Below are 22,026 nucleotides of genomic sequence, written 5' to 3'. Positions count from 1 at the left end.
CTATTCTACCCGATTTGTTCTGTTTGGGCGCTTTGCTCTTCGAGAATCTCAATGATCAGGCGTTTCAGGGTAAAGCTGGCTGACGGCTTGCTCATCTGGCGATAGGGCCCCGTCGCGTCTGCGGGCACATCACGACCATTTTCCAGCAGGAAGATGGTTCCCGGTGGAGGCAGCTGCGCTAGTTCAGCTTCGTGCCGCAATCGGTTACTGACACGTACCGGGTCTGGACTGGAATCACTGATCAATTGGACATGAATGGGCGCGCGCAGTGTGCATTGATTACGCAGCAGGGCGATTGCCTGGCGGTCGTTGTGGGCGACAAAGGCGATCATCCCCCACTGCTCGCAGTGCTTTTTCTGTTGCAATGCAAAGTGGCGATTGGCCTCGACGATGAGTATGCGGCGGGCTTTTAGCTGCAGTAACTGGGGGAGTTTCTGTTCGTGTTCCCATTGCGTGAGCGGCACCACGACATGAATATGCTGGTTGGGTCCCAGTGATTGCAGCCGCAGGCTGCCGCCTAACGCCTGCACCAGCTGACTGACAATCTCGCCGCGAGTTTGCAGGGCCTCGCGCGACTCACTCGCGGTATCCCCCAAATGCAATAGCAGCAGCGCCTTACGACCGCGGTAGCTAAAATCCAGATACAATTTTTCGTGCCAGCGCGCACTCAGCCGAATGCCCGGTTCTGTCGCGAAGTAGGTGGTGACCAGCAGGAGTTGGGACAGTAGCTGACGCAGACGGCCCGGGTCGCCCAGTACTTGCCCGGGCATGTCATCGTCTAATGACAGCGCGGTGAGTTCGCCAATATGACTATCAGCAAAATCCTGTAGCAGAGGTGGCAGATCAAACAGCAACTCTGGCGTGGTTGGGGTTTCATTGTCGAGAAAGTCCTGTGACTGGATATTCTCAACGATACCGAGCATGTCTTGGCTCGCCGCCAGCAGGCTCTGTACGTAGTCTCGCTGTTGCGGGCTTAGCCGTGAATTGCGCAGCATTTCGGCAATGCCAAAGATTGCACTCAGCGGTGTTATCAGGCCGTGATTGAAGCGGCGCAGGGTTTCATTACCACTGCGAACTTCGGCTTCCAGTGTCGACACTCGCAGACGATGTTTAAACCCTTCCACAAGACTTCGCTGCCGGTCTATCAGGGCCAGAAGCGACAGGATTAGTACTTCAGTTGCAGTGCCGAACAGCATCAGCATATTGATGGTTTCAGTGCTGGCGCTAAGGTGGGTATAGGTTAACGAGATTACCGTAACAAACACTACAAGCCAGGCGCGCGAGAGAAGGTATTCGAAAGCAGCTCGGTCTTGCGATTGAAAGTAGGTGAGCAAGGGCCGCAAGGTTATCAGCGTAGCCGAAATACCTACCAGCGCTACCATGGCGATGCTGGAATAGGACACTGCCAACTGGGTGGCGACGGCCGCTGCCATCAGGTTGATCGCGACGAGCACTTGCATAAGGCGGCGCCAGCGCAACTGTGGCTCAGCGGTACGCAATTGAAATTCGTTGGCAATGAGGATGGCGATGGCCATGCTGAGGTGGGTGAGTACCACGAATGCCGGGTTTGAAAACAATGAGCTCGCATGCTCGGAAAGAAGAATATAGCCCCAGGATGCCGCAATAGCGCTCATGTTACACAGAGAGTAACACCCGAGCAGCACAAACAGACGTATGCGCGGGTAAACAAAAAACACAGCAAAATTGGCGATGCCGAGGGCAAATAGCAGACCAATACCGATTCCGTTGCCGAATAATTCGTAGCGATATTCGATCAGAAAGGGGTATAGATCAGTCAAACTCAAGCTGGTGGGCGTAAGCCCGACGCCATCGATACACAGGTAAAACAGAACTTGTTGTTGTGGCGCTATGCTCAGCGAGAACAGGTTGGGGCTGCGAGCGATGCCCCGGGTGTTCACAGGCTGGATTTCTCTACCGTCGAGGGTAAACAGTCGCAGATGATCCAGGTGCGAGGGGCGAATGCGCAACACGGCATTTCGCTCCTGGGTGCTGCTATTAGAGAGTCCGAAACGAAGCCAGTAGCGACCGCGATTGAAGTCTAGCGTTAGATCGTTGGTTCGCACCAGCCGAAAATCCCGGCTGTGTTGTACTTGTGAGAGCGTGTAGCTGCGCTGTGGATCAACAAGGAGGTCGAGCTGTTCGCCGATAGGCAGATCGAACTGTCCATCGGCGGGAATACGCAGAATGTCTGCCGCCAGGGCGGGCAAGGCCAGCCACAGGCTTAGCAGACAAAGCCAATGCTTAACTATCTGCTTCGCGCGCGATGGCGCGATAGCCGATGTCCTTGCGGTAGTAGACACCATCCCAGGTGATTTTCTCGGTTAGTTGATAGGCTTTTTGTTGTGCTTCGGTAACAGAATATCCGAGCGCGGTGGCACATAGTACGCGACCACCATTGGTGACAACCTCGCCGTCTTTGAGACTGGTGCCCGCGTGGAACACCTTTTCGCTGCTATCGCTGGCGTCGCCCGGCAGACTGATTACTTTTCCTTTTTCGTAGTTGCCCGGATAACCGCCCGCTGCCAGTACGACACCGACCGCTTTGCGAGCATCCCACTGTGCTTTGGTATCGTTGAGCTTTCCATCCAGCGCTGCGTGGATGAGTTCTACGAAGTCCGAGCGCAGGCGCAGCATGATTGGCTGGGTTTCAGGGTCACCAAAGCGACAGTTAAACTCAATCACCTTGGGCTCGCCCTGAGGGCTGATCATCAATCCGGCATACAGAAAGCCGACATAACGGTGGCCTTCTTTTGCCATGCCCTGAACGGTGGGCATGATCACCTGATCCATGATGCGCTGGTGAATCACCGGGGTCACCACCGGGGCCGGTGAATAGGCGCCCATACCACCTGTATTGGGGCCAGTGTCGCCGTCACCTACGCGCTTGTGATCCTGGCTGGTGGCCATGGGCAGTACGTTTTCGCCGTCTACCATCACGATAAAGCTAGCCTCTTCGCCCTCGAGAAACTCCTCGATGACAACCCGGCAGCCGGCCTCGCCGAAGGCGTTGCCTGACAGCATGTCGCGCACTGCAGCCTCTGCCTGCTCAACGGTTTCGGCTACAATAACACCTTTGCCGGCAGCCAGACCATCAGCCTTGACGACAATAGGCGCGCCTTGTTCGCGGATGTAGGCCAGTGCGGGTTCTACTTCCGTAAAGTTCTTGTAAGCACCGGTAGGGATTTTGTGGCGAGCGAGAAAATCCTTGGTAAAGGCTTTGGAGCCCTCAAGCTGGGCTGCGCCCTTGCTGGGGCCAAAGCAGCTTAGGCCGCGTTGTTGAAAGTAGTCCACAATACCTTCTACCAGCGGTGCCTCAGGGCCTACGATGGTGAGGTTGATGTGTTCCTTTTTTACAAAGGCCGCCAAGCCCTCGAAATCCATAACGTCGAGGGGGACATTTTCCATATTGGCTTCGCGCGCGGTGCCGGCATTGCCGGGTGCAACGTAAACCCTGGACACGTTTTTGGATTTTGCGGTCTTCCAAGCCAAGGCGTGTTCACGACCGCCGCTGCCAATGATTAGGACTTTCATAATTACCTTTCTTTGTTATCGCATGCTAAGCGCTTTGTCGTAGCGTTCGGCGTCAGGCGCCGGACGCTCGCTTGTCATTAATGCCTGAAATGCCGCATTCCGGTAAAGACCATGGCCATATCCGCTTCATCAGCAGCGGCAATCACCTCTTCGTCGCGGATTGAGCCGCCGGGCTGTATAACACAGCTGATACCCACCTTGGCTGCATTGTCGATGCCGTCGCGGAAGGGGAAAAAAGCATCGGAAGCCATGACAGAGCCTTTGACCTCAAGGCCGGCATGCTCGGCTTTGATGGCGGCAATGCGGGCAGAGTTAACGCGACTCATCTGGCCTGCGCCTACGCCGACAGTGCGGCCGTCGCGACCGTACACAATGGCATTGGATTTGACCATCTTGGCCACTTTCCAGGTAAAGAGCAGGTCGCGAATTTCTTCTTCGGTTGGCTGGCGTTTGCTGACCACTTTCAGATCGGCAGCGCTGACCATGCCCAGGTCACGGTCCTGCAATAACAGGCCGCCGGTAACGCGCTTGTAATCCAGTGCGGCCACACTGTCAGTCCACTGCCCACATTCCAGCAGGCGGACGTTTTTCTTCGCGGCCACGGCGTCGCTGGCTTCCAGGCTGACAGAGGGCGCAATGATCACTTCTACAAACTGGCGTTCGCAGATGGCGGCGGCAGTGGCACCGTCAAGCTCACGGTTAAAGGCAATGATGCCCCCGAAGGCAGATTCGGGATCGGTTTCAAAGGCCTTGTCGTATGCTTCCTGCAAACTCGAGCCAATGGCAACACCACAGGGGTTGGCGTGCTTGACGATAACGCAGGCGGGCTCGTCGAATAGTTTGACGGTTTCGAGCGCGGCGTCGGTGTCGGCGATATTGTTGTAGGACAATTCTTTGCCCTGTAACTGCCGAGCGCTGGCGATGGAGCCGGCCACCGGGTTCTTTTCCACGTAAAAGGCGCTGCGCTGGTGAGAATTTTCCCCGTAGCGCAGTTCCTGCTGTTTGACGAAGTTCACGTTGTAGGTGCGTGGAAAATTGTCGCTACCGCCAGCAACCTTTTGCCCGAAATAATTGGCAATGGCGCTGTCATAGGCGGCGGTATGCTCGTAGGCCTTGATAGCCAGATCGAAGCGCGTGTTATAGGTGGTGGAACCGCTGTTGCTGTCCAGCTCTTCGAGGACTCGCTGGTAGTCGGCGGCGTTAACGACGATTGTCACGTCGCGGTGGTTTTTGGCCGCGGCGCGTACCATGGTGGGGCCGCCGATATCGATATTCTCAATGGCATCTTCGAGAGAGCAGTCAGGCTTGGCAACGGTTTGTTCGAAGGGGTAGAGGTTTACCACCACCATATCAATCGCGCTGATGCCGTGTTCGCCCATGATAGCTTCGTCGGTGCCCCGGCGTGCCAGAATGCCGCCGTGCACTTTTGGGTGCAGGGTTTTAACGCGGCCATCCATCATTTCGGGGAAGCCGGTGTAGTCGGAAACTTCGGTAACGTCGAGGCCGTTGTCTTTCAGTAGGCGAAAGGTGCCACCGGTAGAAAGAAGTTCAACACCGCGCTGGCGCAACGCGCCGGCAAATTCCACGATGCCTGCTTTGTCGGAAACGCTGATCAGTGCCCGTTTGACTGGGCGAGGTAGTTCGGCTGTGCTCATTGAGGCTCAGATACCCTTGAATTTTAAAAATGGAAGAGAGAGTTGTTGGTCCTAAGTGCTTAAAGCAGACCGTACTTTTTCAGCTTCTTGCGCAACGTGCCGCGGTTCAGGCCCAATACCTGCGAGGCTCGGGTCTGGTTATTGCGGGTATAGGTCATGACTTTTTCCAGAAGCGGTGCTTCCATTTCAGACAGGACCATTTCATAGACGTCGGTGACATCCTGACCGTCGAGTTGGTCAAAGTAGTTTTTGACCGCTACTGCTACGCTTTCGCGCAGTGACTGTGTTTCGGCGATCGCTGCGAAGGATTCCGTACGTGAGTTGTCGACCAACTCAAGTTTTGTTTCGGCGCTGGCGTTCATGCTGCTATTTCCCCTGTATCAATCTGCTGCCACTCTTCGCCAAAGCGATGGATAGCGTCAATTTGTTCGCCGGCTGAGGTCAACCCATTGAAGAGCCGGCGGCCTTGTTCAAAACCGTTAATACTCTGTCCATACCAGGACACGTGTTTGCGGGCGATTTTCACACCCTGTGCTTCGCCGTAAAACGTGTGCAAATGCTGTACGTGGCGAAGCATGGTTTGCCACCGCTCTGTAAGCGTTGCGCCAGGCAGTGCCTCGCCTGTGGCCAGGAAATGGTTTATTTCCCGGAACAACCAGGGTTGCCCCTGGGCACCTCGGCCAACCATTACGCCGTCTGCGCCGGTATAGTCCAATACCGCTTTTGCGGCGCTGGGGCTGGTAATGTCCCCATTGGCAAAAACCGGTAGTGATACCTGCTGTTTTATGGCCGCTATCGTGTCGTACTCTACGGCGCCGTGGTAACGGCAAGCCCGGGTGCGTCCGTGCACGGCGAGAGACTGAATGCCACAGTCCTCGGCAATGCGCGCAATTTCGCAGCCGTTGCGGTGTTCCGGAGACCAGCCGGTACGAAACTTCAGGGTAACCGGGACCTCGACGGCGTTGACCACAGCCTCCAAAATCTGGCGTACCAGTACCGGATCGCGCAGTAATGCGGAGCCGGCTTCTCGCTTGCACACTTTTTTGGCCGGACAGCCCATGTTGATATCGATAATATCGGCACCGAGACTGGCGTTATAGCGCGCTGCTTCGGCCATGGCTTCCGGTTCCGCGCCGGCAATCTGTACAACCCGGGGTGTTTCCCCCACGTCGTGAGCCAGGCGCAGTTGTGTTTTTCGGCTGCCTCGAAGCTCACTGTTGCTGATGACCATTTCCGAGGTGGTGAGGCTGGCACCAAACTCGCGGCACAGTCGCCTGAAGGGCAAATCTGTGACACCTGCCATGGGCGCGAGAACAGCTCTGCCGGGCAACGTGAAGCGGCCAATCCGGATCATGGTCGGGTTCCGTGGAACATCGTAGAGAGTGCGAAAAACAGGGCGCAATCATACTATTTTGCGCCGCGCCGATAAAGGCTTGTGTTTATCTTTTGATCAATGTATAGCGCGCTTACATCGACTGTTGCGCGGGGTAAAAATGCATCTGGTAGTTGATGGCGGAGCTGCCGGGATCGAGCACGCTAATCTGGATTCTTACACTTTGCCCGACTGGCATCATCGATTCGCCGGCGAGTTCGCCGTGCAGGTATTCCCGGGGAAGGAACTGACGCGCGGCGACGACAGCGCCTCGCTCGTTAGTAAAGGCTAACTCAAGGGCCGGGAAGGGCTGGCTGAAGTTGGCGGTATTAATGATGACCGCATCGATAAGCAGGCTGTTGGCGTACTCGGGGTGAGACAGCACATTAAGCCCGCGTGACTCAATGCGGGCCAAATTCTGTGGCGGTGGCAGGCGGCAGGCTTCACTGCCACCGAGCCAATTCACCACGCGACAGGTGGCGGCCAGTTTTTCCCGGTGGGCGGACTGGGCGAGGCTGTTAAAGTTGGTGTAAATCATCTGCCCCAGTAAAGCGGCTAGCGCAAGAATACTCAGCAGCGACCATGCGGCCTGTTGACGGTTGATGCGTATCTGGCGTTTGTGTCGGTCGACCAGTTGGTCGAATTCGTCGTCAGTGTCGGTGGTGCTCAGGTAGTCGTGTGCTGCAGTTTCTTCAGAGTCGTAGTCGGTCTCGTCAGTTTCCCTGCTGGCTTTCAGGCGCTCATTTGGCTGCCATGCATCGCTTGGGTCGTCCGCGGCGTCGTTCTCTGTGTCCGAGTCTTCCCATAAATCTTCGTGTAATCTGTCTCCGGCGTCATCGTCGGCGGCGCTATCGTGTGTGTTCAGATGCTCCGTTGCGGGTGTGTCCACGTGTATAGCCGGAGTCACCTTGTTAGGCGTCTCGGCTTCAGTCGGGGGCGACTGTGGCGAAAAGTGGCGTGTAGCCTCGGCCGAATCGCTAGTCGGTTCGGCGCCATCTTGTACTGGCGCGGGCGGGTTGTCGCCGGAAGCTGTATTCGCTTCATCACCGGGCTCTGCCTTGAGTGCCTCGGTGTCTTCGAGGGGGGTGGTTTCTACCCAATTGTTGCGCGCATCAAAGACTTCCAGGCAGGCGCCACAGCGCACCAGGCCGCGCGCGGTGGCGAGCTGGGCTTCGGTAACCCGAAAACTGGTCTGGCAGTGGGGGCAGCGCGTGGCCCTGGCGGCCATGACAAACTCCTGCTGGTTTATTTTTGCACGGAGTTTACGTGATTACCCGGTGTAAGTGGAATTGCGAATACCAGAAATGCAGCACCAGTCGTCTTTTTCCACCACGCTCAGCTGGTCAAACCATTGCGCGTAGTGGTTGCGCAGGGTTTCTGCCTGCTCGCTGAGAATACCTGACAATGCCAGCCGTCCCCCGGGTTCGAGATAGGCGGACAGGCGCGGCGCCAGTTCCATCAGTGGGCCAGCGAGGATATTGGCGACCACGATATCGGCTTTGCCATCTTTGTCCGCCTTGTCTGGCAAATGACAGGTCAGGCGGTCTTCGCTTAGTGCATTGCGTTGCAGGTTGTCACGGGTGGCAATGAGTGCTTGCGGGTCATTGTCGATCGCGGTGACCCGTTTGGCGCCGAGCAGCAGCGCGGCAATGCCAAGAATGCCTGAGCCGCAGCCATAATCCACCACGTGGGTGTTGTCGAGGTTCTGGCTGTCCAGCCACTGCAGACAGAGAAAGGTAGTGGGGTGGGTGCCAGTACCAAAGGCGAGGCCGGGATCGAGTTTGAGATTGACCGCCGCCGGGTCAACCGGCTCTCGCCAGCTGGGGCATATCCAGAGTCGTTGGCCGCATTGAATGGGTTGGTAGTGGCTCATCCACTCACGTTCCCAGTCTTTGTCTTCCAGAATTTCTACCCGGTGGGGGGGCAGCGGTGCGGGGTAATTGCGCGTCAATGACTCAACCACGACGGCCATGTCGGTACCGGCATCAAACAAGCCTGTTACCCGGGTGCGATTCCAAACAGGGCGTTCATTCAGGCCGGGCTCATACAGCGGCTGGTCGGCGCTGTCCTCCATCGTGACCGCGGCTGCTCCCAATTCGAGGAGGGCGTCTTCGAGCGGTTCGGCGTTGTCGCGATCGGCGTCAAGCTTGAGCTGTAGCCAGGGCATTGAATGGCTCCGGTTGTAAAAGTGCGGGCGATTGTAACAGAGGGAGCGGGTCGTGGGAGCCAGCGGTGTCGGCGAAAATAGGTTCAAGCTATTTCGCCCAGGACGAAGGTTGTCCGGCTGGCTCCAGAAGGCGGGGGTTAGTCTTTCAGCTTTTTCTCCAGGTAGTGAATGCTTACGCCACCTTTGCGAAATTCCCCGTCGCGCACCAGATCCTTGTGCAGGTCTATATTGGTGCGAATGCCGTCTACGACCAGCTCTTCCAGCGCGTGCTGCATGCGGGCCAGCGCGATCTCCCGGGTTTCACCGTAGGTGATCACTTTGCCGATCATGGAGTCGTAGTAGGGAGGAACCGTGTAGCCGCTGTACAGGTGCGAATCAACTCGCACGCCAAAGCCGCCGGGGGCATGGTAGTGTTTTACCGTGCCGGGGCAGGGCATGAAGGTCTTCGGGTCTTCAGCGTTGATGCGGGCTTCAAAGGCGTGACCGCGAACAATCACATCCTCCTGTTTGATGCTGAGCTTTTCACCGGCGGCAATGCGCAGCTGCCACTTGATCAGGTCGATGCCGGTAATCATTTCGGTTACCGGGTGCTCCACCTGGATGCGGGTATTCATTTCAATAAAGAAGAAACCGCCGTCTTCGTAAAGAAACTCGAATGTGCCGGCGCCCCGATAGCCAATTTTGATGCAGGCATCTACGCAGGCCTGAGCGGTTTCGTTCAGCGCGTCGAGATCAATGCAGGGTGGCGGTGCTTCTTCAAGCACTTTCTGGTGGCGACGCTGCAGTGAGCAGTCGCGCCCGTTCAGATGAATAGCGTTTCCCTGGCCGTCGGCCAGCACCTGAATTTCGACGTGGCGAGGTTTCTCCAGAAATTTTTCAAGGTAGACGGTGCCGTCTCCGAAAGCGGCTTTGGCTTCCGATTGGGTGACAAACACGGCGTTGAGCAGTGCAGCTTCGCTGTGCACCACGCGCATGCCGCGACCACCCCCACCAGCGGCTGCCTTGATTATAACGGGGTAGCCAATCTTGCGGGCAATCTCGAGCGTGCGGTCGCCGTCTTCGGTCAGAGGGCCGTCGGAGCCCGGCACGGTGGGAACGCCGGCAGCTTTCATCGCTTTGATGGCTGAGACCTTGTCGCCCATCAGGCGAATTACGTCGGCTTTGGGGCCAATAAATATAAAGCCGCTGTTTTCTACTTGTTCAGCAAAGTCAGCGTTTTCGGCCAGAAATCCGTAGCCCGGGTGGATGGCTACCGCATCGGTCACTTCAGCGGCTGAAATAATGGCGGGCCCGTGCAGGTAACTTTCTGTTGAGGAGGGCGGTCCAATACAGACTGACTCGTCAGCCAGGCGCACGTGCATCAGGTCTTTGTCTGCCTGAGAGTGCACCGCAACGGTCTTTATGCCCATTTCCTTGCAGGCTCGCAGGATTCGCAGCGCGATTTCGCCGCGGTTGGCAATCACTACTTTTTTCAACATGTGTGGCGTCGTCCTGTTGTCGCGCGTGGTGGGCCTTAAACGATGGTGATCAGCGGTTGATCAAATTCCACCGGCTGGGCATTGTCCACGAGTATCGCTTCTACAACACCGGACTTGTCTGCCTCGATCTGGTTCATCATTTTCATGGCTTCGACAATGCAGATTACGTCGCCGGCTTTCACGTGTTGACCAATCTGGACAAATGCCGGTGAGCCGGGTGAAGGGGCGCTGTAATAGGTGCCAACCATGGGAGACTTGATAACGTGACCATTGGTCTTGGCTGGTGCGCTTTCCTCTTCGGCCGGCGTTGCTGCGGGCGCGGCGGCAGCGGGGGCAGGTGCTGGTGCGGGAGCCGGCGCCGCATATTGCGGGGCGTAGGCCATGGGTACGCCTGCGTTGCGGCTAATGCGGACAGACTCTTCGCCTTCTTTGATTTCAATCTCGTCGATGTTCGATTCTTCGAGAAGTTCGATCAGTTTTTTGACTTTACGAATATCCATATACGCTCTCTAAATAGAAGTAAGGATTATTGGGTTTTGGATTCGTCAAGGCGGGCAATGGCCGCCTCCAGTGCCAGTCGATAGCTCTGTGGTCCAAGACCACAGACCACGCCAACGGCGATGTCTGAAAAATAGGAGTGCGCGCGAAACGGCTCTCTAGCGTGAACGTTGCTCAGGTGCACTTCAATAAATGGAATGTCGGTTGCCAGCAGTGCGTCGCGCAGCGCAACACTTGTATGGGTGAAGGCTGCGGGGTTGAACAGGATGAAATTGATGCCTTCGTGACGGGCATCATGGATGCGTTCGATCAGTTCGTATTCGGCGTTGCTCTGTAGGTATTGCAGGTGGTGGCCTGCGGATTCGGCGGCGTCTTTAAGCGTCTGATTGATTTCATTCAGCGTGGTGGCACCATAAATGCCAGGCTCGCGGGTGCCCAGCAGGTTCAGGTTGGGGCCATGCAATACCAGAATTGATGCCATAGTCTTTAAAAACAGTAAGTTATCGTTAATTCTTTTGATTCTGCCTGAAACAAACCGGCTCGTCCACGCATGGGAGCCATTTTTTCACAATTTTGCGGTCAAATGCCAGCGTGTTTTAAGAAGATATTGTGAATTTCGACGATTTTATTGTTTTCGGTGTTAACACTGAGGCGCTGTTCAGAGCGTTTCGATCGCTCGCAAAACCAGCGATTCGGTGAGGATCTGCGGCAGTATTCGGGCGCGTTCCTCTCCGGGCACATAGAGCAGGTAAAGCGGAATGCCGTTGCGCTGGTAATCGTCCAGCAAGGCGGTAATGTGGGCGTCGTATCGTGTCCAGTCGGCAATCACATAGGCCACGTTCTTCTCGGCAAAGGCGCTGCGAACAGCATCGGTGTGCAGTGCTACACGCTCATTAACTTTGCAGGTGATACACCAGTCCGCGGTGATGTCGATAAATACGGGGCGGCCGGCGGCGCGCAACTCTGCGAGTGTGGCTGCACTGTAGGGGAGCGTGCCGTCGCTACGTTGTGCAGCTGTTTGCGCCTCGGGGGTGAGGGAGCGCGTTTGGTTGACCAGTGCGATGGCTGTAATCAGTGCCAGAACGGCGACAACAATGGCGACTTTGCCGCGCAGCCCAACGCACCAGATGGTGAGCCCCAGAGCGAGCCATGCCAGTAGTGTTAGCCCCATGCCGTTGACACCGGTTTGCCGGCCGATGACCCAGCACAACCAAATGGCGGTGGCCAGCAGCGGAAAGCTGAGGAACTGTTTCAGGTGTTCCATCCAGGGGCCTGATCGGGGCAGGGCTTTGAGCGCTCGGGGAAACAGTGTCAACAGGTACACGGGCAGTGCCATGCCAATGCCGAGAGCGGCAAAGACCAGTAGCGATACGAGAGTGGTCTGGGTCGCCGCAAAACCCAGTGCTGTTCCCATAAAGGGTGCGGTGCAGGGGGTTGCGACAACGGTGGCCAGCACTCCGGTAAAAAAACTGCCCACGTAGTCATTGCGCTGGCTGAGTGTCTGGCCGGGTGTCGCACCGATGAAACTGAATTCAAATGCGCCCAGCAGGTTTAACGAAAGCACAAAAAATACGCAGGAGAGCAGGGCCACGAACCAGGGCGTTTGTAGCTGAAATCCCCAGCCCACAGCAGCCCCCGCACTTTTAAGGCCGACCAGTACCAGCGCAACGACGAGAAAACTGATGATTACGCCGGCGCTGTAGATGGCGCCGTGAACGGGTGCTTTGCCCACTCCAGAGTTGGTGAAGCTCAGTACCTTGAGGCCCAATACCGGGAAAACGCAGGGCATCAGGTTGAGGATGATGCCACCGGCAAGGGCAAAGATCAGCATTAGCCACAGGCCACTGGCCTGTGCATTTTGCGGCAGCGCGGAACGGCTGCTGGCGGCAGTATTCCAGACCGATTCGGTGGTCGAATCGATCGGGCCGCCTTTGGAGATTTTGAAAAACCAGTCGTGCGGGGGGTAGCACAGGCCGGCGTCAGCACAGCCTTGGGCGGTCAGTTTCAACAGCAAGGTGCTGGCGTCGGGCAGTGGCTTCAGGGTGGCGTTGGCGAAGTTGTAGTAGACCGGCGTTGGGCCAAAGTACGGGTCGTCCTTGACGATGGCGTCGCCGTAGTCGAGGGTATGGCGGCTGTGGTCGCCGGCGGCAAACAGTTGGGTCGCAAACTGTTTTTGGTAAAGGTAGTAACCATCGGTGATTTGCCAATTGATTTGCAAGGCATTATCACCCGTTAGAGATAGCAGGGGCGCGTAGGCTTCGGTAACCGGTAAAAAGGTTGGTGCCTGCTGGGCAAAAGGATCGTCGTTATTCCACGGCGTATCCGTCTGGCTTGCCGATAGCGGAAAACTCGCAAATAAACTGCACAGAAGTAACGTGCGCAGTAGGGTAAACTGTTGATATAGACGCATCATGACTCTTTAAAAGTGCGTAAAATACAGCGTCGGGTAGCAAGCCCCAACGCAGCTCTGTCGGCATTGTAATGGATATCGCACGACAAGTTGCAGTCGCGGGTGCCACTGTGTGTTCTACTGGCCGGAGAGCCCATGTTTAAACGTGTATTGCTGTTTTTTCTGATATTGCCGGTATTGCCGGTGTCTGCGGTGGAATTTCATCAGGCCTATGTGCGCGGGTTGCCACCCACGCAGTCAGCCACCGCTGCATTTTTCCGCGTCAGTAACCCGGACGCTGAGGCCTGGACCCTGACCGCGGTATACTCGGATATTGCGGAGTCGGTAGAGATTCACGAACACGTGCACAGCGCCGGGATGATGCAAATGAGACAGCGCAAGAGCCTGACAGTTCCGGCTGGCGGCGAGGTAGTGTTCAAGCCGGGCGGCTTGCATCTGATGCTGATCGGGCTAAAACAACCTTTGCGGGAGGGGCAGGAGGTTGCGCTCTGTTTCGAGAATGACAAAGGTGATATTACCTCGGTAACGTTTCCCGTAGTGAGTGTGATAAACGAGCACCGTCACCATTGAGCGGTACCACCATCGAGCAGTACCACGAGAGTTGAGGAGAGTGGGTATGGTTAAAGGCAGGTTGGCAGAACGTTGGCAGATAATGCGTGAGGCCGCCGAAGACTGGATGGGGGGGCGGCAGACCTTCAAATGGCTGCTGACTGCTATTGTTGCGTATCTTCTTCTGGTGTTGGTTCTGGGCATATACTGGAGCCGGGAGCCGAGTGATATCGCACTCTATGATAGTGGTGACCGGCCCATGGTTGTCGGCACCGTGACCACAAATATGCTCATTGGGGTCAGTGAAGCTTTGCTTGATAAGCCGGGCGGTTTTCTCAGTAACGATATTACGCCGCCTGGTGTGCTGCTCGATAATATGCCGGCGTGGGAATATGGGGCCTTGATTCAGGTTCGCGATCTTACCCGTGCTATGCGTGAGAGCTTCAGTCGCTCGCAGTCTCAATCGACCGAAGATGTCGATCTTGCCAAGGCTGAGCCTCGGTTTAATTTTTCTAACAATAGCTGGGCCGTTCCAGCTTCTGAATCTGAGTATCGCGACGGCATCAAGTACCTGAAGCGCTATCGCGATCGGCTGGCGCGGGTAGATGACCCTCAGGCCCAGTTTTATGCGCGTGCTGACAATTTGCGCTACTGGCTGGCGAGTGTTGAGTCACGCTTGGGCAGTCTATCTCAGCGGCTCAGTGCAAGCGTTGGGCAGCGTCGCCTGAATACCGATTTGGCCAATGACCCTTCTGCGCGGCAGTCTACCGCGACTCCGTCGGAGATGATGATAAAAACACCGTGGCTGCAAATAGATGACATTTTTTATGAGGCGCGCGGAGGTTCCTGGGCGCTGATACAGTTTTTGCGTGCTATTGAGAAAGATTTTGCAGACGTGCTTGCCAATAAAAATGCGCGCGTGAGTCTGCAGCAGATTATCCGTGAGCTGGAGCAAACCCAGCAGCCCATGTACAGCCCGATGGTGCTTAATGGCAGCGGATTCGGCGTATTGGCAAACCACTCACTGGTGATGGCATCTTATATTTCCCGGGCCAATGCGGCCATTATTGATCTTCGTGAACTTTTGTCCAAAGGATGAATCATGCGTTTCAAGTTATTCAGTCTCGTCTCTCTCTCGCTGTTGCTGGGTGCCTGTGCACTGTCGCCGCAGCAGGTCACCATCAACCCGACCCTGGAGCCGTCGAAAAGTAATATCGGGGAAGGCCGAACCCTCTATCTTGAGGTGGTGGATAATCGAGGGAAGGAGGCCATTGGCAGTCGCGGAGGCCTCTATAAAGACACCAGCCTGATCACGCCGGCCAATGATCTGGCGGACGCGATTCTGGCGGCATCAACGCGCAAGTTTCGCGAGATGGGCTTTGTGGTGCAGACAATGCCGCTTGCCAGCGCCGACATACGTATAGTGGTAGAGACCCTAAGCTATCGCGATCCAGAAAAGTCCAGTGTGGGTTTCGAGGTTGAGCTAGAGAGCCTGTTGCGTGTTGAGGCAACCCAAAACGGTGACAGTTACACGGGGCGTTATCAGGTGAAAAACACCAAGACCTACGCCACAGTTCCTGGCAGGGATCGCAATGAAGAAATGATCAATGAGACTTTGTCAGCAGCGCTGCAAAGGCTGTTTAGTGATCCAAAGCTGCTGGCATTTACGTTGCGCTAGGCATAGTGCTTGGTTCCGATGAGGGCTTGGTTTGGCCCTCACCGGAAAGGCCTTAGGCCGTTGCCAACAGTTCGCCGTGCTTGGCCGCTGGCAGTCGTGGCCCGTAGTTGCTGACCACCTCGGCCGCCGAGATGCTGGCCAGTCGACCTGCGTCGGCAAAGTTCAAGCCATTGGTGATGCCGTAGAGGAATGCACCTGCAAACATGTCACCTGCGCCGTTGGTGTCGACGGCTGACACTGCGCGTGGTTCTATTTCAATCAGTTGTTCACCATCAAATACCAGTGCACCTTTGGCGCCGAGGGTAATGGCGAAGGTGCGAGCGACCTTCTTCAGTGCCGCCACCGCGTCATTAAGCGTGCTTGATTGAGCCCAGCCGAGGGCTTCATCTTGGTTGCAGAATATCATGTCGACACCGCCGCCCAGCATTTCCTGAAGGCCGTCGCGGAAAAACTCCACCATGCCTGGGTCTGAGAACGACAGGGCGGTTTTGACGCCGTTGGCCTGTGCCATTTCGCGCGCTTCTATGGCCGCGGCGCGCCCGGTAGGAGAGGTTACCAGGTAGCCCTCCATGTAAAGGTATTCCGAGTCTTTCAGGGCAGCATGATGCAGCTCGCTGGCCGACAGGGTTTCGCTGATGCCCAAATAAGTATTCATCGAACGCTCGGCATCAGGGGTAATCATTACCAAGCAGGTGCCCGTCACACCTTCAACACTTTTCTGGCTGTAATTGGCATCCACGCCTGCTGCGCGCAGGTCGTTCATGTAGAATTCACCCAGCGCGTCGTCGGCAACCTTGCAGGAATAAAAGGTTTTTGCGCCAAAATAGCTGGCGGCGATGATGGAATTTGCGGCAGAACCTCCGCTGGCCTGTTTGGCGTGAATCAGGTGACCTTCAAGGGTATTCAGAATCGTTTCCTGGCGTTCCCGGTCTACCAGGGTCATCACGCCCTTGTCGACTCCCAGCATGGTGAGATCCTGATCGCTAACTTCGATTTCGGTGTCGACCAGTGCCGCGCCAAGGCCGTAAACATGATATTTGCGCATGATGTTTTCGCTGTATTTTGTAAGAAAGCAGCATTATCCGGTTTGACCCGGGTTTTGCAATAATGCGCCTAAACCGAAAGCGACCTAACCCAATAGATTTGAGCTAATGGCAAAGAAGAGAAGTACCCGAAAAGCGACATCATCGCGCCGTTTTTTTCGTTGGCAGACCCTGTTCAAGCTGCTGGTAGTGGCGGCGGTGGTGGGGCTCGCCTTTGTTGTTTACTGCGATATTCAGGTGCGCAGCGCCTTTGGTGAGGTGAGCTGGCAGCAGCCAGCCAAGGTATATGCGCGGCCTCTGATACTGGCGCCAGGGGTCACGGTCGGTGCGAGTGACCTTGAATATGAGCTTGGCCTGCTGGGATACCAGGTCGATGCGGCATTGCGTTACCCCGGCTCTTACTACCGACAGAATAATACCCTGGCTATCCACTATCGCGAATTCGCGTTTCCAGAGCAGCGTCGCCCGGCGGGGAGTGTGCTAATTCACTTCTCGCCAAGAGGGTTCGTGCAGCGGGTGGAGTCGATGTCGGGACGTCAGCTGGAAGAAGCGGTACTCGAGCCCACCGTCATCGGTGGTATCTATCCGAACCTGCACGAGGACCGCTTACTCATCCGGCTGGAAGATACGCCGCGGATGTTGCTTGAAGTACTGCTTCAGGTTGAAGACAAAGATTTTTACCAGCATTTTGGTATTTCACCGCGCAGTATTGCTCGGGCACTGCTGGCCAACCTGAAAGCTGGTCGCACCGTTCAGGGCGGGAGCACCATCACCCAGCAGCTGGTCAAAAACGTGCTGTTAACCCGTGAGCGAAGCCTGTGGCGGAAGTTTCAGGAAATGATCATGTCGGTGTTGCTGGAGCTGCACTACAGCAAGGATGACATACTAGAAGCTTATATCAATCAGGTGTATCTCGGTCAGGAAGGTTCCCGCGCGATTCACGGTTTTGCCCTCGCTGCGCGGCACTATTTCAATAAGCCGCTAGACGAGCTGAATTTGCCGCAGACTGCGATGTTGGTGGGGTTGGTAAAAGGACCGTCGTACTATGACCCGTGGCGGCACGGTGATCGTGCCCGGGCCCGGCGTAATTTGGTACTGGCGGAATTGGCTGAGCAGGCATGGTTAACCCCAGCTCAACTGGCGTCACTGGAGCGAGAGCCACTGGGCCTGGCGAAAAGCAGTGCGGTTGCCGGTGTGTTTCCCGCCTATGTGGATCTGGTGCGCCGCCAGCTGCGGCGTGACTACCAAAACAGCGACCTGCAAACCCAAGGGTTGCGGGTTTTTACGCCTTTCGACCCGATCGTACAGCGTCATGCGGAGCGGGCACTTACTCAAACACTGGAAGGTCTGGGTAAAAACTATTCGGAAGTGCAGGGCGCGGTGGCGGTAACCTCGGTGACAAACGCCGACGTGGTGGCATTGGTTGGTGGTCGGCGGCCGCGTTTTGCCGGTTTTAATCGTGCGCTGGATGCTCTGCGCCCCATCGGATCGCTGATCAAACCCGCGATTTATCTGGCGGCTTTGCAGCAACCTCAGAAATTCACCTTAGCCAGCTTTGTTGACGACAGCCCAATTGCGCTGCGCAACCCGGATGGCAGTTTGTGGCAACCCAGTAACTTTGACAATGAGGTGCATGGCCGGGTCATGCTGCACGAGGCGCTGTCACGTTCCTATAACCTTGCAGCGGCAAGCTTGGGCTTGGAGCTGGGGGTGGGTCAGGTAGTGGCGACGCTGAAATCGCTGGGGGTGCACCGGCCAGTGCCCGAGGTGCCCGCCTTGCTGTTGGGCGCCGCTGAGCTGTCACCGATCGAGGTCAATGCGATGTATCAGACTATTGCCTCGGGCGGCCGGGCGCAGGCGATGCGTGCCATATACGCGGTGACTGATCCTAAGGGGCACCTGCTGGCGCGCTACCCACAGAAGCCACAGCGTGCGGTGGACGAAGCAGCGGTACACCTGCTGCAATATGCTTTGATTGAAACGGTGCGTGAGGGCACGGGTCGTTCTGTATATCAGGTGTTGGATCCGGATTTTCGCGTGGCGGGTAAAACCGGCACCAGTAATGATTTCCGCGATTCCTGGTTTGCCGGGTTTTCGGGAGACTACGTGGCAACAGTGTGGCTGGGGCATGACGACAATAAACCCTCGGGGTTGACGGGCGCTAGCGGTGCGCTCAAAGTCTGGCGCAACTTTATGGCCAATGCGAGTCATGAGCCAATGGTTTTTCAGCCGGTAGAAGGTGTCTCCTACCGCTGGATAGATCCGGAAAATGGCAAAGGCAGTCACGCCTGGTGTGAAGGGGCGCGACAAATGCCTTTTATTGGTGGCAGTTGGCCAACCGTTGAATCACCGCGCTGTGTGCGCACCTTACCTGATCTCTGGCAGTGGTTTCGTAATGTCTTCGAATAACACAAATTTCGGTTCGCTTTTGGCTATCCAAGAGAGGCTGGCGCAATTTCGTCCGCGCAAGCGTTGGTGGCGGCGCTGGGTAAAGCGCTCGGCGGTGGCCTTGTTGGTGCGCGATGGCAAGATGGGCCCTGAAGTGTTGATGATCAAGCGCGCTGACCGCGAGGGTGACCGCTGGTCTGGTCACATGGGGTTTCCGGGCGGACGTATGGAAACCGATGATGACCACAGCAAGGAAACGGCCGAGCGAGAAACCCGGGAAGAAATCGGGGTCGATCCGGAAAACTTTGGTCGTTGCATTGGCCGCTTGTCCGATATCGCCACCAGCCCCCACAGTGGCTACCGACCAATGGTGATTACCCCATATGTTTATACGGTTAAGCGACTGCCAGAGCCTAAACCCAATCATGAAGTGGCTGAGGTGATCTGGGTGCCGCTGGCCTTTCTGGCCGATCACAATAATCGTACCGAAATGACCTGGCGACGCGGCCGGATGGCCATGCGCCTGCCCTGTTATCACTACCGGGAAAGGCAAATCTGGGGGTTGTCGTTAATGATGCTGGATGAGTTACTCGGTCTCCTGCAGTGACTCCAGCTTTTCCTCCAGCAGCTCTTCCCGGATTTGCTGGCGCAGAAATACGCGGGTGTCTGTGAGCAGTTCCTGCTTGTCTTCCGACGGTTTGGCGGCTTCGGCCAGCAAAGTTTTGTCCGCACGGCCGTCAATGAAGGCCTTTATCAGCTTCAAGCTCACTGGCGATTTCTTTTTGTCGAGATAGAGCCAGCGGCGGGAATCATCCACGTTACCACTGAGGTAGCCATTGTGGTGTTTGAGCCAGTAGACGCCGCAGCGGCTCAAGGTATAGTCGCCTTTTCGGCCGAAGCTGTAGTTTGGCGTGCTGGGGTTAAAACCCCAGTCCGGAATTTCCTCTATGGACTCCAGCACCATCAGCCACTGACTGCCATCTTCGAATTCTTTTACATCCGCCCGGCACAAATTGCCGATAGCGCCCCAGATGCGAATCTGCTCCTGAAATAATTTGCCTTGCAGTACGTCGGAAACTGCTAGATCCATGGAATTACCGCTGTGCTGGGTAACGGTGCCCAGTACGATGGTTTTTCCAGTTAAATCAAGTTGGGTGAAGTTGCCTTCCCAGATGCAGCGACAAGCATGGCTGTGAGTTGCCAGTATCAGCAGTACAAAAGATGTAAGAAATCGAAGTGCCGCCATGAATCACCTTTTACCAAGCGGCCAAAGACTACTTTAAAGGCAGGCGGCAGCTCAAGCCCCGGGTGTCGAAAAGCCAGACATAAAAAAAGCCCGGCTTGTGCCGGGCTCTGGTGACTGTCGAAATTGCTTACAGGTCGACGACGACACCGATAAACGCGCCATCTACTGTCATGTTGAACTCTTCGTCATCATCACCTTCCAGGTCCAGTACAAAGCTGCGCATTCCCAGCTCAAGGCCAACGATGCCCATGATTTCGTAGCCGAGACCAATTTTGGTGTCGATCAGTGAATTGCCGCTGTAGCCGATGCCGTGAAGTTCACCAGACGCGTAGAGGCCCGGCAAAAAGGGCAATGATACCCGTGCATTGGCGTAGAGCAGGGGCAGCGTGCCTTCGATTTCGGAGGACGCTGATTTCTGACCATCAGAGATAGTGGCTTCGCCGTCAAATTTGCGCGCGGTGAGGCCGACATCCAGCGATACGAAGTTATCCAGAATCTCGTAATACAGGGTGGCATCGACATGGCTCAGATCGATATCGGACGTCACTTGCTGGCCCTGAGTATAGGTCTGCCCTTCATAGTTGAAGGTGCGAGATACAGTGCCGGTTTCTTTAACTTCGATGCCGGTGCTGCCGATGCGGATGTTGGGCAGAACGGGAATCGGGTGCTCCAGGGCAACGAAAAAGACGTTGGCGCTGTCATCGTCAAAATTCAGGTCATCTTCCAGGTCAATCTCATCACTGCCTGTTTGTTCAGATCTCAGGTCTCCAGAAAAATTCTGGCTCCAGTTGTAAACGCCAGCCGTGACACCGAGGATGTCGGCTGATGCAGAGAAGGGCAGGGCAAGCGCCAGTGCGGCGAGCAGTTTCTTATTCACGTTATGTATCCTCAATTATGGAGCGTTATGGAGCGAGTTTATTCAAAAAAAATGACATTTCCTAGCGTCGCGCGCTATTTTTGGGCATTAACCTATGCCTGCGTGTTTAGCAGCATGGCCGCTTCTTTGGCGAAGTAGGTCAGAATTCCATCGGCGCCGGCGCGTTTGAAGGCCAGCAGGGATTCCATAATCACGGCATCGCGATCCAGCCAGCCCTTCTCAAATGCAGCGCAATGCATGGCGTATTCCCCGCTCACCTGATAGGCGTAGGTGGGGGCGGCTAGCTCATCTTTGACTCTGCGCACAATGTCCAAGTAGGGCATGCCGGGTTTTACCATGATCATGTCCGCGCCTTCCTGAAGATCCAGTGCACATTCATGCAAGGCTTCATCGCCGTTGGCGGGATCCATCTGGTAGCTGTATTTGTTGCCTTTGCCAAGGTTGCCGGCAGAGCCCACTGCATCGCGGAAAGGCCCGTAGTAGCTGGAGGCGTATTTAGCGGAATAGGCGAGAATACGGGTGTTGACATGGCCCGCTGCTTCCAGTGCCTGACGGATATCGCCGATGCGCCCATCCATCATGTCCGACGGCGCGACCACGTCGGCGCCGGCGTTGGCATGGGACAAAGCCTGTTTTACCAGTGTATCGACAGTGCGGTCGTTCAGAACGTAGCCCTTATCGTCGATGATGCCGTCCTGCCCATGGGTGGTGTAGGGGTCGAGCGCGACATCGGTGATAACGCCGAGCTCCGGAAACCTGTCCTTTAGTGCACTGACGCAGCGCTGGACCAGACCGTTGCTGTTGTAGGCCTCTTCGGCGAGTTCGGATTTCCCGGCCGCGTCGACTACCGGGAACAGCGCAATGGCCGGGATACCCAGTTCAATCAGGGTTTTTGCTTCCTGCAGTAGCAGGTCGACGCTCAGTCGTTCGATGCCCGGCATAGAGGCAATGGCCTCGCGCTGGTTTTTACCGTCCAGCACAAACATGGGGTAAATCAGATCGTCAGTGCTCAAGTGGTTTTCGCGCATCAGGCGACGCGAAAAGGTATCGGCGCGCATGCGGCGCATTCTGGTGTTGGGAAAAGGGCCGCGGCTTAGGTTGGTCATGAGTGAG

At 56.1% G+C, this 22,026-nt stretch carries 19 protein-coding genes and 1 pseudogene; 5 read left to right on the top strand and 15 right to left on the bottom strand.

The window, feature by feature from the left end:
- Positions 1-5 precede the first annotated feature (5 nt).
- The 11 genes and pseudogenes from AC222A_RS10020 to AC222A_RS09970 form a co-directional block, all read right to left on the bottom strand.
- The gene (locus AC222A_RS10020) at positions 6-2,324 is read right to left on the bottom strand and encodes a 7TM-DISM domain-containing protein (RefSeq protein ID WP_372798067.1); all 2,319 of its coding nucleotides are present in this window, start codon (positions 2,322-2,324) and stop codon (positions 6-8) included.
- Positions 2,263-3,552, bottom strand: a complete 1,290-nt coding sequence (gene purD, locus AC222A_RS10015) for a phosphoribosylamine--glycine ligase (protein WP_372748846.1) — start codon at positions 3,550-3,552, stop codon at positions 2,263-2,265. The genes AC222A_RS10020 and purD overlap by 62 nt, the downstream gene beginning before the upstream one ends.
- A 77-nt stretch (positions 3,553-3,629) precedes the next feature.
- Positions 3,630-5,207, bottom strand: a complete 1,578-nt coding sequence (gene purH, locus AC222A_RS10010; protein WP_486774923.1) for a bifunctional phosphoribosylaminoimidazolecarboxamide formyltransferase/IMP cyclohydrolase — start codon at positions 5,205-5,207, stop codon at positions 3,630-3,632.
- 59 nt (positions 5,208-5,266) lie between these two features.
- Complete coding sequence (gene fis / locus AC222A_RS10005; RefSeq protein WP_372748844.1) at positions 5,267-5,569, bottom strand: DNA-binding transcriptional regulator Fis; 303 nt, start codon at positions 5,567-5,569, stop codon at positions 5,267-5,269.
- The gene (gene dusB, locus AC222A_RS10000) at positions 5,566-6,561 is read right to left on the bottom strand and encodes a tRNA dihydrouridine synthase DusB (RefSeq protein WP_372760201.1); all 996 of its coding nucleotides are present in this window, start codon (positions 6,559-6,561) and stop codon (positions 5,566-5,568) included. Before dusB ends, fis begins: the two co-directional genes overlap by 4 nt.
- A gap of 151 nt (positions 6,562-6,712) precedes the next feature.
- A pseudogene (locus AC222A_RS09995) lies at positions 6,713-7,807 on the bottom strand (DUF3426 domain-containing protein); the annotation flags it as partial.
- A gap of 42 nt (positions 7,808-7,849) precedes the next feature.
- Positions 7,850-8,746 carry a 50S ribosomal protein L11 methyltransferase gene (gene prmA / locus AC222A_RS09990; RefSeq protein WP_372748841.1) on the bottom strand — a complete coding sequence of 299 codons (897 nt, stop codon included), beginning with the start codon at positions 8,744-8,746 and terminating at the stop codon, positions 7,850-7,852.
- Between the two features lie 137 nt (positions 8,747-8,883).
- Positions 8,884-10,224, bottom strand: a complete 1,341-nt coding sequence (gene accC, locus AC222A_RS09985; RefSeq protein WP_372759432.1) for an acetyl-CoA carboxylase biotin carboxylase subunit — start codon at positions 10,222-10,224, stop codon at positions 8,884-8,886.
- A 35-nt stretch (positions 10,225-10,259) separates the two neighbouring features.
- The gene (gene accB, locus AC222A_RS09980) at positions 10,260-10,724 is read right to left on the bottom strand and encodes an acetyl-CoA carboxylase biotin carboxyl carrier protein (protein WP_372749959.1); all 465 of its coding nucleotides are present in this window, start codon (positions 10,722-10,724) and stop codon (positions 10,260-10,262) included.
- Positions 10,725-10,750: 26 nt separating this feature from the next.
- On the bottom strand, positions 10,751-11,203 hold the full coding sequence (gene aroQ / locus AC222A_RS09975) for a type II 3-dehydroquinate dehydratase (protein WP_372749960.1): 453 nt from the start codon (positions 11,201-11,203) through the stop codon (positions 10,751-10,753).
- A gap of 177 nt (positions 11,204-11,380) precedes the next feature.
- Positions 11,381-13,135, bottom strand: a complete 1,755-nt coding sequence (locus AC222A_RS09970) for a protein-disulfide reductase DsbD family protein (RefSeq protein ID WP_486774922.1) — start codon at positions 13,133-13,135, stop codon at positions 11,381-11,383.
- 132 nt (positions 13,136-13,267) lie between these two features.
- On the opposite strand from AC222A_RS09970, the gene AC222A_RS09965 reads away from it, so the two are divergent.
- Genes AC222A_RS09965 through AC222A_RS09955 form a run of 3 tightly spaced genes read left to right on the top strand, consistent with a single transcriptional unit; the run spans position 13,268 to position 15,359 of the window.
- Positions 13,268-13,702: a copper chaperone PCu(A)C gene (locus AC222A_RS09965; protein WP_372749726.1), complete on the top strand. Its 435-nt coding sequence runs from the start codon at positions 13,268-13,270 to the stop codon at positions 13,700-13,702.
- A gap of 46 nt (positions 13,703-13,748) precedes the next feature.
- Complete coding sequence (locus tag AC222A_RS09960) at positions 13,749-14,780, top strand: DUF2333 family protein (RefSeq protein ID WP_372749725.1); 1,032 nt, start codon at positions 13,749-13,751, stop codon at positions 14,778-14,780.
- A gap of 3 nt (positions 14,781-14,783) precedes the next feature.
- The gene (locus AC222A_RS09955; RefSeq protein ID WP_486774921.1) at positions 14,784-15,359 is read left to right on the top strand and encodes a YajG family lipoprotein; all 576 of its coding nucleotides are present in this window, start codon (positions 14,784-14,786) and stop codon (positions 15,357-15,359) included.
- 52 nt (positions 15,360-15,411) lie between these two features.
- Here the strand turns inward: AC222A_RS09955 and AC222A_RS09950 are convergent, their stop codons facing one another.
- Positions 15,412-16,404, bottom strand: a complete 993-nt coding sequence (locus AC222A_RS09950; RefSeq protein WP_372749723.1) for an adenosine kinase — start codon at positions 16,402-16,404, stop codon at positions 15,412-15,414.
- A 106-nt stretch (positions 16,405-16,510) separates the two neighbouring features.
- On the opposite strand from AC222A_RS09950, the gene mrcB reads away from it, so the two are divergent.
- Positions 16,511-18,811, top strand: coding sequence for a penicillin-binding protein 1B (gene mrcB, locus AC222A_RS09945; protein WP_372758915.1), 2,301 nt, complete (start codon positions 16,511-16,513; stop codon positions 18,809-18,811).
- Positions 18,798-19,397 carry an NUDIX hydrolase gene (locus AC222A_RS09940; RefSeq protein ID WP_372747676.1) on the top strand — a complete coding sequence of 200 codons (600 nt, stop codon included), beginning with the start codon at positions 18,798-18,800 and terminating at the stop codon, positions 19,395-19,397. Before mrcB ends, AC222A_RS09940 begins: the two co-directional genes overlap by 14 nt.
- Here the strand turns inward: AC222A_RS09940 and AC222A_RS09935 are convergent.
- The 3 genes from AC222A_RS09935 to hemB form a co-directional block, all read right to left on the bottom strand.
- Positions 19,377-20,036, bottom strand: coding sequence for a hypothetical protein (locus tag AC222A_RS09935; RefSeq protein WP_486774920.1), 660 nt, complete (start codon positions 20,034-20,036; stop codon positions 19,377-19,379). The genes AC222A_RS09940 and AC222A_RS09935 overlap by 21 nt on opposite strands.
- 127 nt (positions 20,037-20,163) lie before the next feature.
- The gene (locus tag AC222A_RS09930; RefSeq protein ID WP_372747674.1) at positions 20,164-20,913 is read right to left on the bottom strand and encodes a TIGR04219 family outer membrane beta-barrel protein; all 750 of its coding nucleotides are present in this window, start codon (positions 20,911-20,913) and stop codon (positions 20,164-20,166) included.
- 92 nt (positions 20,914-21,005) lie between these two features.
- Positions 21,006-22,019 (bottom strand): porphobilinogen synthase, encoded by a 1,014-nt coding sequence (gene hemB / locus AC222A_RS09925; protein WP_372747673.1) that lies wholly within the window; start codon positions 22,017-22,019, stop codon positions 21,006-21,008.
- Between the last annotated feature and the right edge of the window lie 7 nt (positions 22,020-22,026).

Source organism: Litorivivens sp. (assembly GCF_057445395.1).
Note: the sequence above shows the minus strand (reverse complement) of the source record. Positions and strands in the feature narration are given on the sequence as shown.

What these genes read in the sequence shown, in the direction of transcription:
- AC222A_RS10020 (WP_372798067.1), bottom strand. Translation starts at nt 2,324, where the DNA reads ATGGTGTCTACTACCGCAAGGACATCGGCTATCGCGCCATCGCGCGCG.
- purD (WP_372748846.1), bottom strand. Translation starts at nt 3,552, where the DNA reads ATGAAAGTCCTAATCATTGGCAGCGGCGGTCGTGAACACGCCTTGGCT.
- purH (WP_486774923.1), bottom strand. Translation starts at nt 5,207, where the DNA reads ATGAGCACAGCCGAACTACCTCGCCCAGTCAAACGGGCACTGATCAGC.
- fis (WP_372748844.1), bottom strand. Translation starts at nt 5,569, where the DNA reads ATGAACGCCAGCGCCGAAACAAAACTTGAGTTGGTCGACAACTCACGT.
- dusB (WP_372760201.1), bottom strand. Translation starts at nt 6,561, where the DNA reads ATGATCCGGATTGGCCGCTTCACGTTGCCCGGCAGAGCTGTTCTCGCG.
- prmA (WP_372748841.1), bottom strand. Translation starts at nt 8,746, where the DNA reads ATGCCCTGGCTACAGCTCAAGCTTGACGCCGATCGCGACAACGCCGAA.
- accC (WP_372759432.1), bottom strand. Translation starts at nt 10,224, where the DNA reads ATGTTGAAAAAAGTAGTGATTGCCAACCGCGGCGAAATCGCGCTGCGA.
- accB (WP_372749959.1), bottom strand. Translation starts at nt 10,724, where the DNA reads ATGGATATTCGTAAAGTCAAAAAACTGATCGAACTTCTCGAAGAATCG.
- aroQ (WP_372749960.1), bottom strand. Translation starts at nt 11,203, where the DNA reads ATGGCATCAATTCTGGTATTGCATGGCCCCAACCTGAACCTGCTGGGC.
- AC222A_RS09970 (WP_486774922.1), bottom strand. Translation starts at nt 13,135, where the DNA reads ATGATGCGTCTATATCAACAGTTTACCCTACTGCGCACGTTACTTCTG.
- AC222A_RS09965 (WP_372749726.1), top strand. Translation starts at nt 13,268, where the DNA reads ATGTTTAAACGTGTATTGCTGTTTTTTCTGATATTGCCGGTATTGCCG.
- AC222A_RS09960 (WP_372749725.1), top strand. Translation starts at nt 13,749, where the DNA reads ATGGTTAAAGGCAGGTTGGCAGAACGTTGGCAGATAATGCGTGAGGCC.
- AC222A_RS09955 (WP_486774921.1), top strand. Translation starts at nt 14,784, where the DNA reads ATGCGTTTCAAGTTATTCAGTCTCGTCTCTCTCTCGCTGTTGCTGGGT.
- AC222A_RS09950 (WP_372749723.1), bottom strand. Translation starts at nt 16,404, where the DNA reads ATGCGCAAATATCATGTTTACGGCCTTGGCGCGGCACTGGTCGACACC.
- mrcB (WP_372758915.1), top strand. Translation starts at nt 16,511, where the DNA reads ATGGCAAAGAAGAGAAGTACCCGAAAAGCGACATCATCGCGCCGTTTT.
- AC222A_RS09940 (WP_372747676.1), top strand. Translation starts at nt 18,798, where the DNA reads ATGTCTTCGAATAACACAAATTTCGGTTCGCTTTTGGCTATCCAAGAG.
- AC222A_RS09935 (WP_486774920.1), bottom strand. Translation starts at nt 20,036, where the DNA reads ATGGCGGCACTTCGATTTCTTACATCTTTTGTACTGCTGATACTGGCA.
- hemB (WP_372747673.1), bottom strand. Translation starts at nt 22,019, where the DNA reads ATGACCAACCTAAGCCGCGGCCCTTTTCCCAACACCAGAATGCGCCGC.